At 74.7% G+C, this 13,002-nt stretch carries 15 protein-coding genes; 9 read left to right on the top strand and 6 right to left on the bottom strand.

Annotation, left to right across the window (positions count from 1 at the left end):
* Window positions 1-34: 34 nt before the first annotated feature.
* Complete coding sequence (gene ald, locus LN037_RS17355) at window positions 35-1,135, top strand: alanine dehydrogenase (protein ID WP_230754828.1); 1,101 nt, start codon at window positions 35-37, stop codon at window positions 1,133-1,135.
* On the opposite strand, the gene LN037_RS17360 is transcribed toward ald, so the two are convergent.
* Both LN037_RS17360 and LN037_RS17365 read right to left on the bottom strand, forming a co-directional pair.
* Window positions 1,081-1,905, bottom strand: coding sequence for a hypothetical protein (locus tag LN037_RS17360; RefSeq protein ID WP_230754830.1), 825 nt, complete (start codon window positions 1,903-1,905; stop codon window positions 1,081-1,083). The genes ald and LN037_RS17360 overlap by 55 nt on opposite strands.
* Window positions 1,906-2,009: 104 nt before the next feature.
* Window positions 2,010-3,107: a branched-chain amino acid aminotransferase gene (locus LN037_RS17365; RefSeq protein ID WP_230754831.1), complete on the bottom strand. Its 1,098-nt coding sequence runs from the start codon at window positions 3,105-3,107 to the stop codon at window positions 2,010-2,012.
* 63 nt (window positions 3,108-3,170) lie between these two features.
* On the opposite strand from LN037_RS17365, the gene LN037_RS17370 reads away from it, so the two are divergent.
* The 5 genes from LN037_RS17370 to LN037_RS17390 all read left to right on the top strand — a co-directional run bounded on the left by LN037_RS17370 (window position 3,171) and on the right by LN037_RS17390 (window position 6,130).
* Entirely contained in the window at window positions 3,171-3,728 is a 558-nt protein-coding gene (locus tag LN037_RS17370; protein ID WP_230754833.1) for an RNA polymerase sigma factor, read from the top strand.
* Window positions 3,725-4,312 (top strand): Asp23/Gls24 family envelope stress response protein, encoded by a 588-nt coding sequence (locus tag LN037_RS17375; protein WP_230754835.1) that lies wholly within the window; start codon window positions 3,725-3,727, stop codon window positions 4,310-4,312. Before LN037_RS17370 ends, LN037_RS17375 begins: the two co-directional genes overlap by 4 nt.
* Window positions 4,313-4,377: 65 nt before the next feature.
* Window positions 4,378-5,106, top strand: a complete 729-nt coding sequence (locus tag LN037_RS17380; protein WP_230754837.1) for a pirin family protein — start codon at window positions 4,378-4,380, stop codon at window positions 5,104-5,106.
* Window positions 5,103-5,672 (top strand): VOC family protein, encoded by a 570-nt coding sequence (locus LN037_RS17385; protein WP_230754838.1) that lies wholly within the window; start codon window positions 5,103-5,105, stop codon window positions 5,670-5,672. The genes LN037_RS17380 and LN037_RS17385 overlap by 4 nt, the downstream gene beginning before the upstream one ends.
* 2 nt (window positions 5,673-5,674) lie before the next feature.
* Entirely contained in the window at window positions 5,675-6,130 is a 456-nt protein-coding gene (locus LN037_RS17390; protein ID WP_230754840.1) for a MarR family winged helix-turn-helix transcriptional regulator, read from the top strand.
* 1 nt (window position 6,131) lies between these two features.
* Here the strand turns inward: LN037_RS17390 and LN037_RS17395 are convergent, their stop codons facing one another.
* Window positions 6,132-6,632: a L,D-transpeptidase gene (locus LN037_RS17395; protein ID WP_230754842.1), complete on the bottom strand. Its 501-nt coding sequence runs from the start codon at window positions 6,630-6,632 to the stop codon at window positions 6,132-6,134.
* A 139-nt stretch (window positions 6,633-6,771) separates the two neighbouring features.
* Complete coding sequence (locus LN037_RS17400; RefSeq protein ID WP_230754844.1) at window positions 6,772-7,086, bottom strand: hypothetical protein; 315 nt, start codon at window positions 7,084-7,086, stop codon at window positions 6,772-6,774.
* Between the two features lie 403 nt (window positions 7,087-7,489).
* Between LN037_RS17400 and LN037_RS17405 the strand changes: the two genes are divergently transcribed.
* On the top strand, window positions 7,490-8,011 hold the full coding sequence (locus tag LN037_RS17405; protein ID WP_230754845.1) for a GNAT family N-acetyltransferase: 522 nt from the start codon (window positions 7,490-7,492) through the stop codon (window positions 8,009-8,011).
* Here LN037_RS17405 and LN037_RS17410 read toward each other — a convergent pair.
* Both LN037_RS17410 and LN037_RS17415 read right to left on the bottom strand, forming a co-directional pair.
* On the bottom strand, window positions 7,986-9,122 hold the full coding sequence (locus LN037_RS17410) for an acyl-CoA dehydrogenase family protein (protein ID WP_230754847.1): 1,137 nt from the start codon (window positions 9,120-9,122) through the stop codon (window positions 7,986-7,988). The genes LN037_RS17405 and LN037_RS17410 overlap by 26 nt on opposite strands.
* 84 nt (window positions 9,123-9,206) lie before the next feature.
* Entirely contained in the window at window positions 9,207-10,769 is a 1,563-nt protein-coding gene (locus tag LN037_RS17415) for an aldehyde dehydrogenase family protein (RefSeq protein ID WP_230754849.1), read from the bottom strand.
* A gap of 109 nt (window positions 10,770-10,878) precedes the next feature.
* Between LN037_RS17415 and LN037_RS17420 the strand changes: the two genes are divergently transcribed.
* The gene (locus LN037_RS17420; RefSeq protein ID WP_230754851.1) at window positions 10,879-11,454 is read left to right on the top strand and encodes a TetR/AcrR family transcriptional regulator; all 576 of its coding nucleotides are present in this window, start codon (window positions 10,879-10,881) and stop codon (window positions 11,452-11,454) included.
* Between the two features lie 72 nt (window positions 11,455-11,526).
* Entirely contained in the window at window positions 11,527-12,951 is a 1,425-nt protein-coding gene (locus LN037_RS17425; protein ID WP_230754853.1) for an MFS transporter, read from the top strand.
* Window positions 12,952-13,002 lie beyond the last annotated feature (51 nt).

Here is a 13,002-nt window from a genome sequence, read left to right on the forward strand (position 1 = left end):
GAGGTGAGGCGCGACGACGAGGAGGAGGACGATCATGAAGGTCGCGGTACCCACCGAGGTCAAGGACAACGAGTTCCGGGTGGCCCTGACGCCCGGGGGTGTGCGCGAGCTGGTCGCCCACGGGCACGAGGTCGTCGTGCAGGAGGGCGCGGGCGTCGGCTCGGCCTTCGGCGACGACGAGTACAAGGAGGCGGGCGCCCGCCTCGTCGCCGACCCCGACGCGGTGTGGGGCGAGGCGGAGATGGTCGTGAAGGTCAAGGAGCCGGTGGCCTCGGAGTACCACCGCCTGCGCCCGGACCTGGCGCTGTTCACCTACCTGCACCTCGCCGCCTCCCGCGCGTGCACCGAGGCGCTGCTCGCCGCCGGCACCACCGCGATCGCCTACGAGACCGTCACCCGCCACGGCGCGCTGCCGCTGCTCGCCCCGATGAGCGAGGTCGCCGGACGGCTCGCCCCGCAGGCCGGCGCGTACCACCTGATGCGGTCGCACGGCGGCCGCGGCCTGCTGCTCGGCGGGGTGCCGGGCGCGCCGGCCGCGCACGTCGTCGTCATCGGCGGCGGGGTGTCGGGTGCCGCCGCGATCCAGATGGCGGTGGGCATGCACGCCCGCGTCACGGTGCTCGACAAGAACCTCGACACGCTGCGCGCCCTCGACGCCCGCTACGCCGGCCGCGTCCAGACGCTGTATTCGAACACCGACAACCTCGAACGTGCGGTCCTCGACGCCGACCTCGTCATCGGGGCCGTGCTGGTGCCCGGTGCGAAGGCCCCGAAGCTCGTCGGCAACGACCTCGTCCGGCGCATGAAGGCGGGCGCGGTGCTCGTCGACATCGCGATCGACCAGGGCGGCTGCTTCGAGGACTCCCACCCGACCACGCACTCGGACCCGACGTTCGCGGTGCACGACGCGCTCTTCTACTGCGTCGCGAACATGCCCGGGGCGGTGCCGAACACCTCCACCCACGCGCTGACCCACGCGACCACACCGTTCGTGCTCGCGCTGGCCGACCGCGGCTGGGAGCGGGCCGTCGCCGAGGACGCCGGGCTCGCGGCGGGCCTCGCGACCCACGCCGGGCAGCTCTACAGCGCCGCCGTGGGCGAGGCGCACGACCTCCCGGTGGCGTCGCTGGGCTGACGCGGCGACGGGACGGCCGCGAGCCGGGCCCGGGTTTCGCCGACCGCGCGGGCCCGGGACGCACGCCGCGCCGCGACGCGGGCCGGGCGCTCGGCCTCGGGCGCCCGCCGGACGTGGGCGTCGGTCAGGCCGCGCAGGGCCGCGGCGGTGGCGCAGGCCGCGTCGACGGACGCGAGGTCGTAGACGCTCGTGACGCCCGCGGCGCGGACCGTCAGCCGGCCGAGACGCCCGCCGCCGGCCCGCTCGTGGACGCTCGCGTCGACCTCGAGCGCGTCGTAGCCGACGACCGTGTGGAACCGGCCGTCGCGCAGCACGACCGCGTCGGGGAGGAACGCGATCTCGCGTCGCGTCCCGGCGAAGGTGGGGACGGGGTCCGCGGCGCGCAGGTGCCGCGGACCGTCGAGGCGCCGTGCCACGGGCGCGTGCACCCCGTGGGGCGCGACCTCCCAGACGGCGGGCTCCCAGGACGTGGCCGCGCAGCGCAGCCGCTCCCAGGTGGCGACCAGCTGCTCGTGGCGGACGTGGCGCCCGGCCGCCTCCGGCCCGTCGGTCGCGACGACCGTGCGCCGCGCGCGGTCCCGCCGGCGCGCCACGACCGCCGCGACGGCGGCGGCGAGGAGGGCCGCCGCGGTGGCGGGGAGGGAGAGGTCGGTCCCCGCCACCACGGCCACGGCCAGGACGAGACCCGCCGTCACGACGGCGGGGGTGTGCGGGCGAGCGGCGGCCGCGTCGTCGAGCTGACGGCGCAGCGCGTCGGGGGCGATCGTCACGGTCGGCCTCCGGTCCTCGGGGATCGTGACCGTATGTCGCCGTTCAGCCGCGTTCCGTTACGTCAAGTGACCTCACACGATCGGCTGTTCGGGCTAATGAGACCTCACGTGAGCGCCACCGGCACACGCCAGCCGCGCGGGTCGGGGACCCGGCCGAACTGGATGTCCAGCAGCTCCGTGCGCAGGGCCAGGGTGTGCGGACCCGGCGTGCCCGCGCCGACGGTGAACGCCCCGGTCGCGGAGCGGAAGGCGACGATCGGGCTGATGACGGCCGCGGTCCCCGTCGCGAAGACCTCGGTGATCGAGCCGTCGGCGCACCCGGCGCGCAGCTCCTCCACCGACACCGGTCGCTCCACCGCGGTGAGGCCGTGGTCGGCGACGAGCTCGAGGACGCTGCGGCGGGTGACGCCGTCGAGGATCGTGCCGAGCGGCGGGGTCACGAGCTCGCCGTCGGCGGTGACGAGCAGGACGTTCATCGTCCCCGACTCCTCGAGCCACCGGTGCTCGCGGGCGTCGAGGAAGAGGACCTGGTCGCAGTCGTGCGCCCGGGCGAGCGACTGGGCGGCGAGCCCGGCCGCGTAGTTCCCGCCGCACTTCGCGTCGCCGGTCCCGCCCGGGGCGGCGCGGGAGAGCTCCTCGGAGATCCACAGCGTCAGGCCCGCGTCGCGGCCGGCGAACAGCGGGCCGGCGGGCGAGGCGGTGACGAGGAAGCGCGCCTCCTCGGCGGCCCGGACCCCGAGGAACGCCTCGGTGGCGACGGTGAAGGGGCGCAGGTAGAGCGACGCCGGCGGCTCGGGCACCCACGCCGCGTCGGCGCGGACGAGCCCGGCGACGGCGTCGACGAACGCCTGCTCGGGCAGCTCCGGCAGCGCCAGCCGCCGGGCCGAGCGGGCGAAGCGGGCGGCGTTGAGCGCGGGCCGGAACAGGGCCACCGACCCGTCGGGCTGCCGGTACGCCTTGAGCCCCTCGAAGATCTCCTGGGCGTAGTGCAGGACGGCCGCCGCGGGGTGCAGCGACAGCGGCTCCGACGCGCGCACCCCGGTGTCGTGCCACCCGAGCTCCGCCGTCCAGGTCGCCGAGGCCACGTGGTCGGTGAACACCCTGCCGAAGCCGGGGTCGGCGAGCAGACCGGCGCGTTGGGCGTCGGGGGTGGGGTGCGGCGTCGGCACGTGCGGGAACGCGACGGGGGCGGAGGTGGTCACCCGGTCGACGCTCGCAGAGCCGCGACGCGGGTGCGACTGGCACGTCGGGGGTAGTGGCAGGACGTGGACGCCGACGACGAGCGCGACCGGGGCGCGCAGATCGACCGGTGGCTCGTCGGGAAGGCGCGGGAGGGCGACCCGCAGGCCTACGAGGAGCTGATCCGCCGCCACCGCGACCGCATCTACCGGATCGCGCTGCGGATCACCGGGAACCCGGCGGACGCGGACGACGTCACGCAGGAGGTCGTCATCCAGCTCTGGACGGCGCTCGCCGGCTTCGCCGGGACGTCGGCGTTCACCACCTGGCTCTACCGCGTCGTGGTCAACCGCAGCCTCGACCACCGGCGCCGGCACCGGGCCGGCCCGGAGCCGCGGGAGACCGACCTCGCGCCGGTCGCCGGGCCGGAGCGCTCGGTGGTGGCGGGCGAGGAGGTGCGGGCAGGTCTCGAGGCGATCGCCCGGCTGCCCGAGACCCAGCGCGTGCCGCTCGTGCTCTGCCAGATCGAGGGGCTGTCCTACGCCCAGGCCGCCGCGATCACCAAGACCTCCGAGGCGACCGTGCGCGGCCGTCTCGCCCGCGCCCGCGCCACCCTGCTCGCCGAGATGAGGAGCTGGTCATGACCGAGACGCCCGCGACCCTGCCGTGCGGACGCCCGACCGCCCCGCTCGTCGAGCAGGTCGCGGAGGGACGCGCCGACGACCTCGACGCCCACCAGCGGCAGTGCCCGCACTGCCGGGCGGCGCTCGGCGAGTACGCGCGGCTGTGGGCTCCGGTCGCGGCGGTCACCGCCGAGCGCCCGAAGGCGCCGCCGTCGCTGGTGGAGGCGGCGCTGCGCACGGTGCGCGGACGTGGTGACGACACCGAGTACGGCCGGATCGAGTCCCCGCAGGGCCACACCCGGGTCGCGGCGCGGGTGGTGGTCGCGCTGGCCCGGCACCTCGCCGCGCAGGTGCCGGGCGTGGAGGTGGCGCTGGGCGGGCTCGTCGCCGACGGCCACCGTCCCGGCGGCGAGGTGGTGCCCGACGTCGAGGCCGGGGTGACCGGGGGCTCGACGGCCGTGCGGATCACGCTCGCCGCCGCCTACGGCCAGGACCTGCAGGCGCTCGGCGAGCGCATCCGGGCGGCGGTGGCCCGCGGCGTCCGCGACGCCACCGGGCTGGAGCCGGTCGACGTCACGGTGCACGTGGACGACGTGTTCGTCTGACCCGCTCCGCGGATGGCAACGGCGCGGCTCAGGCGCTACGTTGCAGGTTCAACGAACGGGGGGCCATGGTCGGGACGGTCGAGGTGCGTCGGGCCGCCGATCGCGGCGCGCTGCCCGGGGTGCCGGGCGTCGACTCGCGCCACTCGTTCTCCTTCGGCGCCCATCTCGAGCCCGGCAACACCCACCACGGCGTGCTGCTCGCCCACCACGAGGACCGCATCGCGCCCGGCGCCGGCTACGACGACCACCCGCACCGCGACACCGAGATCGTGACGTGGGTACTGGCCGGGACGCTCGTCCACGACGACGACGCCGGGCGCCACGCCCTCGTGCGTCCGGGGTCGGTGCAGCGCCTGTCCGCGGGACGCGGGGTGGTCCACCGCGAGCGGAACGCGGGCGACGACGAGCTGCACCTCGTGCAGTCCTGGCTGCTGCCCGACGAGGCCGGCGTCGAGCCGGTCCACGAGGTCGTCGACGTCTCCGCCGCCCTGCACGACGGCGGGTGGGTGCCGGTCGCGGGCGCCGCCGGCCGCTCCGCCGGGGCCGGCCTCGGGATCGCCGACGCCGTCCTGCACGTCGCGCAGCCGCCCGCCGGGCGCGAGCTGGCGCTGCCCGCGGCCCCCTGGCTGCACGTCCTCGTCGCGCGGGGGGAGGTCGCCCTCGCCGGGGCGGACCTGCACCCCGGCGACACCGTCCGCATCGTCGAACCCCCGGCGACGCCCCTGTACGCCCGCACCGACGCCGAGGTCCTGGTGTGGGAGATGCACTCCGACCTCATGGGAGCAGACCGATGAGCACGACCGAGCCCCAGACCCCCGAGCCGACCCGCGACGAGTACGACCGCCAGGACAAGGCCTCGCTGATCAGCGCCGAGCAGCGCCGCGAGCTCGAGGAGATCCGGGACCGGGTCCGCGCGGAGTTCCTGTTCTCCAAGGAGAAGCGGCCCCGGAGCTACGGCCAGGGCGTCCACCACGTCGCGCTGATCTGCCGCGACGTGCGGACCACCACCGAGTGGTACCAGAACGTCGCGGGCTTCCCGGTCACCGTGCTGTTCGAGAACCGCGACCTCGCGGGCTCGACCCACTTCTTCTTCGACGTGGGGAACGGCAACCACCTGGCGTTCTTCGACCTGCCGGGGGTGGACCCGGGGCCCTACCAGGAGGTCCTCGGCGGGCTGCACCACCTGTGCCTGTCGGTCTCCGAGGAGCACTGGCACGAGATCAAGGGCCGGCTCGACGAGCGCGGCATCGAGTACATGCTCGAGTCGGGCACCTCGATCTACACCTTCGACCCGGACGGCGCCCGCATCGAGTTCATCCACGACCCGCTGGGGCGGATGTACGGGCACGACACGATGTAGGGGTGGCATCCACCGAAGAGCGCGCGGCGATCGTGCGGGCCCTGCAGCGGCTGACGGCGTCGTCGCGCCACCTCGCCGACGCGTTCGCCGCGCGGCAGGGCCTGCACCCGACCGACCTCGAGGCGCTGCTGCACGTCATGCAGGGCGAGACCGAGGGCACGCCGCTGACGGCGGGCGCCCTCGGTGAGGCCCTGTCCCTCACCTCCGGGTCGGTGACCGGGGTGGTCGACCGGCTCGTCGCGGCCGGACACGTCGAGCGCCGGCGCGACGAGGACGACCGGCGCCGGGTGCTGCTCTTCCACGCCCCCGACGCCCGGGCGGTGGCCGCGGAGTTCTTCGGACCGATCGGCACGCTGTCGGACGCGGTGATGGACACGTTCGACGACGCGGAGCTCGCGACGGTGCGCCGCTACCTCGAGGCGATGACCGACGCCGTCACCGCCGCGCTGCGCGACTGAGTCACGCCACGATCTGCACGCGGTCGCCGGGTCGGAGCGCCGCGAAGAACTGCTGCGAGGCCCCGCGGTTCAGGTGGATGCAGCCGTTCGACGCGACCGACGGACTGCCCGCGTGGAACGCGTACCCGGGCTTGAAGAAGACCGAATTGGGCATGGGCGCGTCGAATGCCTTGCTCCAGTAGTTCTTCACCTTGTCCTGCACGGTGAAGGTGCCCGTCGGCGTCGCCGCGCCGGACTTCCCGCCGCGGGCGGCGAAGGGCCCGGCCGTCACGTGGCCCGCGCCGTCGGTGAGCCACGCCTGGCGGCCGGAGAGGTCCATGCAGGCCTTCACCGTGGTCGCGCAGGGGGTACCCGGGGTGGTGGCCGGGGCGGCCGGGGCCGCCTCGGCGGTGCCCAGCCCGAGTCCGGCCGCCGCGAGGCAGGCGGCGGCGGTGACCCCGAGACGGGCACTCCAGCGGGCGGTCCTGCTCCGGTCAGCGCTCCAGCCGCTCACGACGATCATCTCCCCGAGAATGTGTCTCCCTGTTCTCCAGGCATTCCCCGTGCGGCGGTGGAACCATTCCTGCGGAAAGTCCCGAAACCGGTGTGACCGGATCGTTGCCGATCACGTGCGATTCCGTCATCCGCGGCGGTGCGCGACGTCAGGACGCGATCGCGTGCCGTCCCGGGGCGTGGGCGTCGGGGATGTGGTGGCGCACGACGGCGACGGTCACGTCGTCGAGGTCCCCGTCGTCGAGGTCGCGTCGACGACGCTCGGCGTCGATCAACGCGGTCGGCCCGTCGAAGGGGCCGTAGGAGTCGAGCGCGCCGGTCGCGGGGTCGGCGACGAGCACCACGTAGGCGTCGCAGGCGTCGAGGCGGTCCTCGAGCGCCTCCTGGTCGGCGAGCACGTCCGCCACGAGGTCGTGCACGGTGGACACGGAGTCGCGGAGGCGGTCGGGCGCGTGGTCGTCCACGGCGGCATCTCCTGGGGTCGTCGGCCTCGGTCTCGGACGGATGCCTCCCGACCCCGACATCGTTCGGCATCCTGACGATCTGCGGACGGAGGGTAATAGGAACCCCTGGTACCGCCCACCCCTCCGGGGGCAGGTCACGGTCCGGCTACGACCGTATCTCGAAACGCAGTGTCAGCGGGGTCCGTCGACCGGTGACGGCGCCCGACCCGAACGGGCAGTCGTCCTCGTCGTGATCGACCCGTTTCGTGGTCACGCCGGTCGTCGGGTTCGCCGAAGTGGTGAGGTGCGGATCACAGTGCATCCGCCGGACTGTTGTGCACACTGCGCGATCGGCCGTCACACAGGGTGTGTGAACGTCCGAAATGTGCTGGCCCCCGCCGGTCGACCGGCGCACGCTGCGCCCATGACCGGCCCACCGCGCCCCCGAGTCACCCTGCGGGTGCTCGACCCCGCCGACGCCGCCGACGTCGCCGCGCTCGTCGCCGCCGCGGTGCACGGCGCGCTGCCCCGTGACGTCATGCCGCCCGACGACGCCCCGGAGCCCGACGAGTGGACGGTCGCGCGGGAGCGGGCCTACGCGCGCTTCCTGCGGTCGCGTCCGCCGGAGGAGACGTCGTACCTGGTCGTCGAGGGTGTGTCGGTCCTCGGGGTGGCCCGGCTGCGCCACGAGGCCGCGGGCGCGGAGACCGGCGTGTGGCTCGCCCGGTCCGCGCGGGGGCGTGGGATCGGGACGGCCGTGCTGGGCCTGCTCGCCGAGCGCGCGGCCGACGCCGGGGCCGAGCGCCTGCTCGCCGACACGACCGCCGACAACGCCGCGGCCCTGGCCTCCCTGCGCCGCCACCGCGCCGCCCTGCACGAGCAGGGCGGCGAGGTGGCCGCCGTCGTCGAGCTCGGGGCGCTCAGAGGCCGAGGGTCTTCCCGATGATGTCGCGCTGGATCTCGCTCGTCCCGCCGTACACCGTCGAGACCACCGAGAGGCGGAGCAGCCGCTCCATGCCGTACTCGGTGGCGTAGCCGTACCCGCCGAGCATCTGCATGCCCTCGAGCGAGAGGTGCTTGGCGAGCTCCGTGGCCTTGAGCTTCGCCATCGACGCCTCCTTCGGGAACAGCGCCGTCGGGTTCGCGTCGATCGTCGCCGCGGTGTCGTGCACCAGCAGCTTCGTCGCGGCCAGCTCGGTGGCGTTGTCGGCGATCCGGTGGCGCAGGGCCTGGAAGCTGCCGACCGGCCGGCCGAACTGCCGGCGCTCCTTGACGTAGGCGAGCGTGTCGTCGAACGCGCGCCGCGCGAGCCCGAGCATGAGCCCGGCGAGGATCATCCGCTCCAGGTTCAGGCCGGCCATGAGCTGGCGCCAGCCCTGGCCCTCGGTGCCGACCACCGCGTCGGCGGGCAGGTGGCAGTTCGTGAAGTAGAGGTCGTTGACCTCCTTGCCGCCCATCGTCTCGATGCCGTGGATCTCGAGGCCGTCGACGTCGGTCGGCACCACGAACATCGTCAGGCCGTCGTGCTTGCCGCCCTCGGTGGAGGTGCGCGCGACGAGCAGGATGTGCGAGGCGATGTGCGCGTTCGAGCACCAGGTCTTCTGGCCCTCGATGAGCCAGCCGTCCTCGGTCTTCGTGGCCTTGCAGGTCAGGCCGCCGACGTCGGAGCCCGCGCCCGGCTCGGACATCGAGATCGCCAGCACGTCACCGCGCGAGGTGCCGCCGAGCAGCGTCCGCTTCTGCTCGTCGGAGCCGAACTTCTGGATCGCCGCGGCCGTGATGATCGTGGTGCCGAAGCCGCCGATCGGGAGGCGGTGGTAGCTGGTCTCCTCGAGGAAGACGAGCAGGTCGGTCATGGAGCCGTCCGCGCCGCCGTACTCCTCGGGCAGCGAGATCCCGAGCCAGCCCAGGTCGGCGATCTTGCGGTAGACCTCGTCCGAGTGCGGGCCCTCGACGGTGAGCCGGTCCAGGGCGGCCTTGTCCGGCACCTCGCGTCGGGCGAACTCGGCGATCGCGCCGGCGAACGCGGTCTGCTCCTCGGTGAGCGTGACGGGCATGCGGGGTCCTTCCCGACGGCGGGTGCTTGCGGTCCATCCTGACTGTTTCTGCGCCCGCCGTCGAGACCCGGTTCGCCGGGCGGCCTACACCTCGGGGTAGCGGCTGTAGCCCGGGAAGTTGCCGTAGAGCGACTCGCCCTCCGGGCCGACCGACACGGCGTGGACCAACAGCTCGCCGCCGACGAAGGCGCCCTTCCACGACGCGCCCCGGCCGCCGAACGGCTCGTCCTTGTCCCCGCGCGAGCGGAGCTTGTTGATCCCGACCTTGAACGCCTGGACCTGCTCGGCCATGCGCGCGGCGGAGTCGGTGTCGTCGCAGGCGATCGAGGCCACGAGGGCCCCGTTCGAGGCGTTCATCTGCGCGAGCAGTTCGGCCTCGGTGTCCACGACCGTGATCGAGTCGATCGGCCCGAACGGCTCCTCGTGCATGAGCCGGGACGCGCCCGGCGGCGCCAGCAGGGTCACCGGGCCGTGGTAGGCCGAGGTGTCCTGCTCGGGCAGGAACTCGCCGCCGGACAGGCCGCCCCGGTAGAGCGGGATCGCGCCGTGGCGCAGGGCCTCGTTCACCGAGTCGTCGAGCTCCTTGGCCTTGGCGGCGGAGATGAGCGGCCCGAAGTCGAGGCCGGGCAGCTCGCCGTCGGAGGAGGCGAGCGGGTGGCCGAAGCGGATGCCCTGCACCACCGGGAGGTAGGTGGCGAGGAACGAGTCGACCAGCTCGCGCTGCACCACGAACCGCGGGTAGGCGGTGCAGCGCTGCTTGGCGTACTCGAAGCCCTTCTTGAGCAGCCCGGCGAGGGTCTCCCAGTCGGAGAACTCCCAGATGCCGAAGGTGTTGAGGCCCTCCTGCTCGAGCATGTGCCGCTTGCCGGTGTCGGCGAGCTGCGCGGCGACCTTGCCGCCGTTGGAGCGGCCGCCGACGAAGGCGAGCGCCCCGATCTCGGGCGAGCGGATGAGGGCGTCGGACAACGACGACCCGTCGCCGGAGAGCAGCGTCACCGGCAGCCCCTCGCGGGCCATGATCGCGTGGGCCACGGTCAGGCAGACCGCGCCGCCCTGGGTCGGGGTCTTCGCGACGACCGCGTTGCCCGCCAGGAGCTGCACCAGCTCGGCGTGCACGAGCACGCTCATGGGGTAGTTCCAGCTGGCGATGTTGCTGACCGGCCCCTCGAGCTGGGTCCGGGACGCCGCGCGACCGTCGCTGTCCCGCGCGAGCATCCCCTCGACCTGCTCGACGTACCAGCGGCCGCCCTCCAGGCAGCGGTCGACGTCGGCGCACGCGGCCTTCCACGGCTTGCCGATCTCCCAGGCGAGCAGCAGGGCGAGGTCGTCACGCACCGCCTCCATCCCGTCGATCGCCGCGCTCACCCGCCGCCGGCGCTCGTCGAGGTCGACCGCGCCCCACTCCCGGTGGGCCCGCGCCGACCGCCGGACCGCGTCCTGCGCGGTCCCCGGATCGACCTTGAGCATCGTGCCGAGGGTGGTGCCGTCGACCGGCGTGGTCTGCGCGGCGGCGGTGCCCACCGCGCGCCACTCGCCGTCGATGAGGTTCGCCGGGCCGTCGTCGGCGAACGCCTCCGGCGCCGCCGCGCGCGCCCGCTCGCGTACCGCCGCCCAGCGCGCGTGCTCGGGGACCGTCAGTTCCGTCATCTCGGATCCTCTCGTCGACCGCGCTCCATGGTGACCATGGTCACCTCGTGATCGGAACCGCCTCGAGGGACGGGGTGACTCGGACCGATCGGTCCGCTACGGTCGTGGCATGCCTCGTCCCCCCGCACCGGGCACCCGGGAACGCATCCTGGGCACCGCCTCCCGGCTCTTCTACGCGCACGGGGTCCGCGGCGTCGGGATGAACCGGATCATCACCGAGGCGGGGACCGGCAAGAACCTGCTCTACGCGCACTTCCCGACCAAGGACGACCTCGTCGCCGCGTACCTCGACCGGACGCGCGCCTGGCGGGCGGAGTCGGCCCGGCGCGCCCTCGCCGGGGCGGGTGACGACCCGCGGGAGCAGCTCGTCGCGATCGTCGCCGAGGTCGCCCGGATCGCCGACCGGCCGGACTTCCGCGGGTGCGCCTTCCGCAACTACCTCGCCGAGGTCCCCGACGGCGGGTCGGCGCCGGCCGCCGTCGCGCGCGAGCAGCTCGCGGAGAGCCGCGCGACGATCGAGCGGCTGGTGGGCGAGCTCGGCGTCGACGACCCGGCCGGGCTCGCCGAGCAGCTCTGGCTGCTGGTCGACGGCCTCTACGTCCAGGGCGCCTACCGCGACCGGGACGAGCGGCGGCGCGGTGCCGAGGCCGCGGTCGCGCTCGCCCGCCGGCTCGTCTCCGGCTGACCGGTGTCCGTCCGCCCTGCCGCACGACCGTCCGGACCGATCGGTCCGCGACCTGCCCCGAGAGGACCCGCGATGCCCCCGAGACCCGGCCTCGTCCTGCTGATCGCCTCGGCCGCGGCGTTCCTGTCGAGCCTGGACCTGTTCATCGTCAACATCGCGTTCCCCGACATCCGCGCCGACTTCCCGGGCACCGACCTCGGGCAGATGTCGTGGATCCTCAACGGCTACACGGTCGTCTTCGCGGCGTTCCTGGCGCTCGCCGGGCGCCTCGCCGACCGCTCCGGGCACAAGCGCGTCTTCCTCGTCGGTCTCGCCGTGTTCACCGCGGCGTCGGCGGCGTGCGCGGTGGCCCCGACCGTGTGGCTGCTCGTCGCCGCACGGGCGGTGCAGGCCGTCGGCGCGGCGCTCGTGATGCCGACGTCGCTGTCGCTGCTGCTCGCGGCCTACCCGGCGGAGCGCCGCAGCCACGCGGTCGGCGCCTGGGCCTCGATCGGGGCGGTCGCGGCGGCGCTCGGTCCGCCGCTGGGCGGGCTGCTCGTCGAGGCGTCGTGGCACTGGGTGTTCCTCGTCAACGTGCCGGTGGGCCTCGTCGCCCTCGTGGCGGGGGCGCGCGTGCTGCGCGAGTCCGACGTCGCCCGCACCGGCACCCCCGACCTGCTCGGGGCGGTCGCCCTCATCGTCGGGGTCGGCGCCCTGGCCTACGCCCTGGTGCGGGCGCCCGAGGTCGGGTGGTCCTCGACGTCGGTCGTCGCGGGGTTCGTCGTCGCCGTGGCGGGTCTCGTCGCGGTGGTGCTGCGGTCGCGGCGCCACGCGGTGCCGGCGCTCGACCTCGCCGTGGTCCGGGTCCCGGCGGTCGGGTTCGCGGCGCTGACCATGGTCGCGTTCACCACGGCCTTCGCGGGGATGCTCGTGGTCAACGTGCTGTACCTGACCGGGACGTGGGGCTGGTCGGCGCCGCTCGCGGGGATCGCGCTGAGCCCCGGACCCGCCGTCGTCGTGGTGGTGTCGCGGCTGGCCGGGCACCTGTCGGCGCGGATCGGGATCGGCCTGACGGCGGCGCTCGGCGCGGTGGCGTTCGCCGCCGGGCCGCTGTGGTGGCTCACCCACCTCGGCCTGACGCCCGACTACGCCGCCGGGATGCTGCCCGGCCAGCTGCTTACCGGCCTCGGCGTGGGGCTGATCCTGCCGACGCTCTCGTCGGTGGTCGGCTCGGCGCTGCCCGCGGCGCAGTGGGGCTCGGGCTCGTCGTTGATCAACACCGCGCGGCAGGTCGGCTCGGTGCTGGGCGTGGCGCTGCTGGTGTCGGTGATCGGCGTGTCGACGACGGGGCTGCCCTCGGAGTTCGGCGCGGTCCGCGCCGGGTGGTGGCTGCTGGTCTCGGCGGCCGGGGTGGCCGTGGTGCCGGCGCTCGTCCTCGCGGCGGTCACGCGGCGGCCCGTTCCCGACGTCGGGCGTGGTCCCGTCGTGCGCGACCCCGTGCCGGCCGGCGAGGCGTAGCGGTCCGTGCCCGTCGATCACCGCGGGTGACCCGGGCCCGGGAGACGTCCC

The organism is Actinomycetospora soli (assembly GCF_021026295.1).
Lineage (GTDB): Bacteria > Actinomycetota > Actinomycetes > Mycobacteriales > Pseudonocardiaceae > Actinomycetospora > Actinomycetospora soli.

Bases quoted from the DNA above. Each gene is read 5' to 3' on its own strand.
- LN037_RS17420 (WP_230754851.1), top strand. From the start codon at position 10,879: ATGCCTCGTCCCCCCGCACCGGGCACCCGGGAACGCATCCTGGGCACC.
- LN037_RS17405 (WP_230754845.1), top strand. From the start codon at position 7,490: ATGACCGGCCCACCGCGCCCCCGAGTCACCCTGCGGGTGCTCGACCCC.
- LN037_RS17385 (WP_230754838.1), top strand. From the start codon at position 5,103: ATGAGCACGACCGAGCCCCAGACCCCCGAGCCGACCCGCGACGAGTAC.
- LN037_RS17375 (WP_230754835.1), top strand. From the start codon at position 3,725: ATGACCGAGACGCCCGCGACCCTGCCGTGCGGACGCCCGACCGCCCCG.
- LN037_RS17425 (WP_230754853.1), top strand. From the start codon at position 11,527: ATGCCCCCGAGACCCGGCCTCGTCCTGCTGATCGCCTCGGCCGCGGCG.
- ald (WP_230754828.1), top strand. From the start codon at position 35: ATGAAGGTCGCGGTACCCACCGAGGTCAAGGACAACGAGTTCCGGGTG.
- LN037_RS17415 (WP_230754849.1), bottom strand. From the start codon at position 10,769: ATGACGGAACTGACGGTCCCCGAGCACGCGCGCTGGGCGGCGGTACGC.
- LN037_RS17410 (WP_230754847.1), bottom strand. From the start codon at position 9,122: ATGCCCGTCACGCTCACCGAGGAGCAGACCGCGTTCGCCGGCGCGATC.
- LN037_RS17395 (WP_230754842.1), bottom strand. From the start codon at position 6,632: ATGATCGTCGTGAGCGGCTGGAGCGCTGACCGGAGCAGGACCGCCCGC.
- LN037_RS17380 (WP_230754837.1), top strand. From the start codon at position 4,378: ATGGTCGGGACGGTCGAGGTGCGTCGGGCCGCCGATCGCGGCGCGCTG.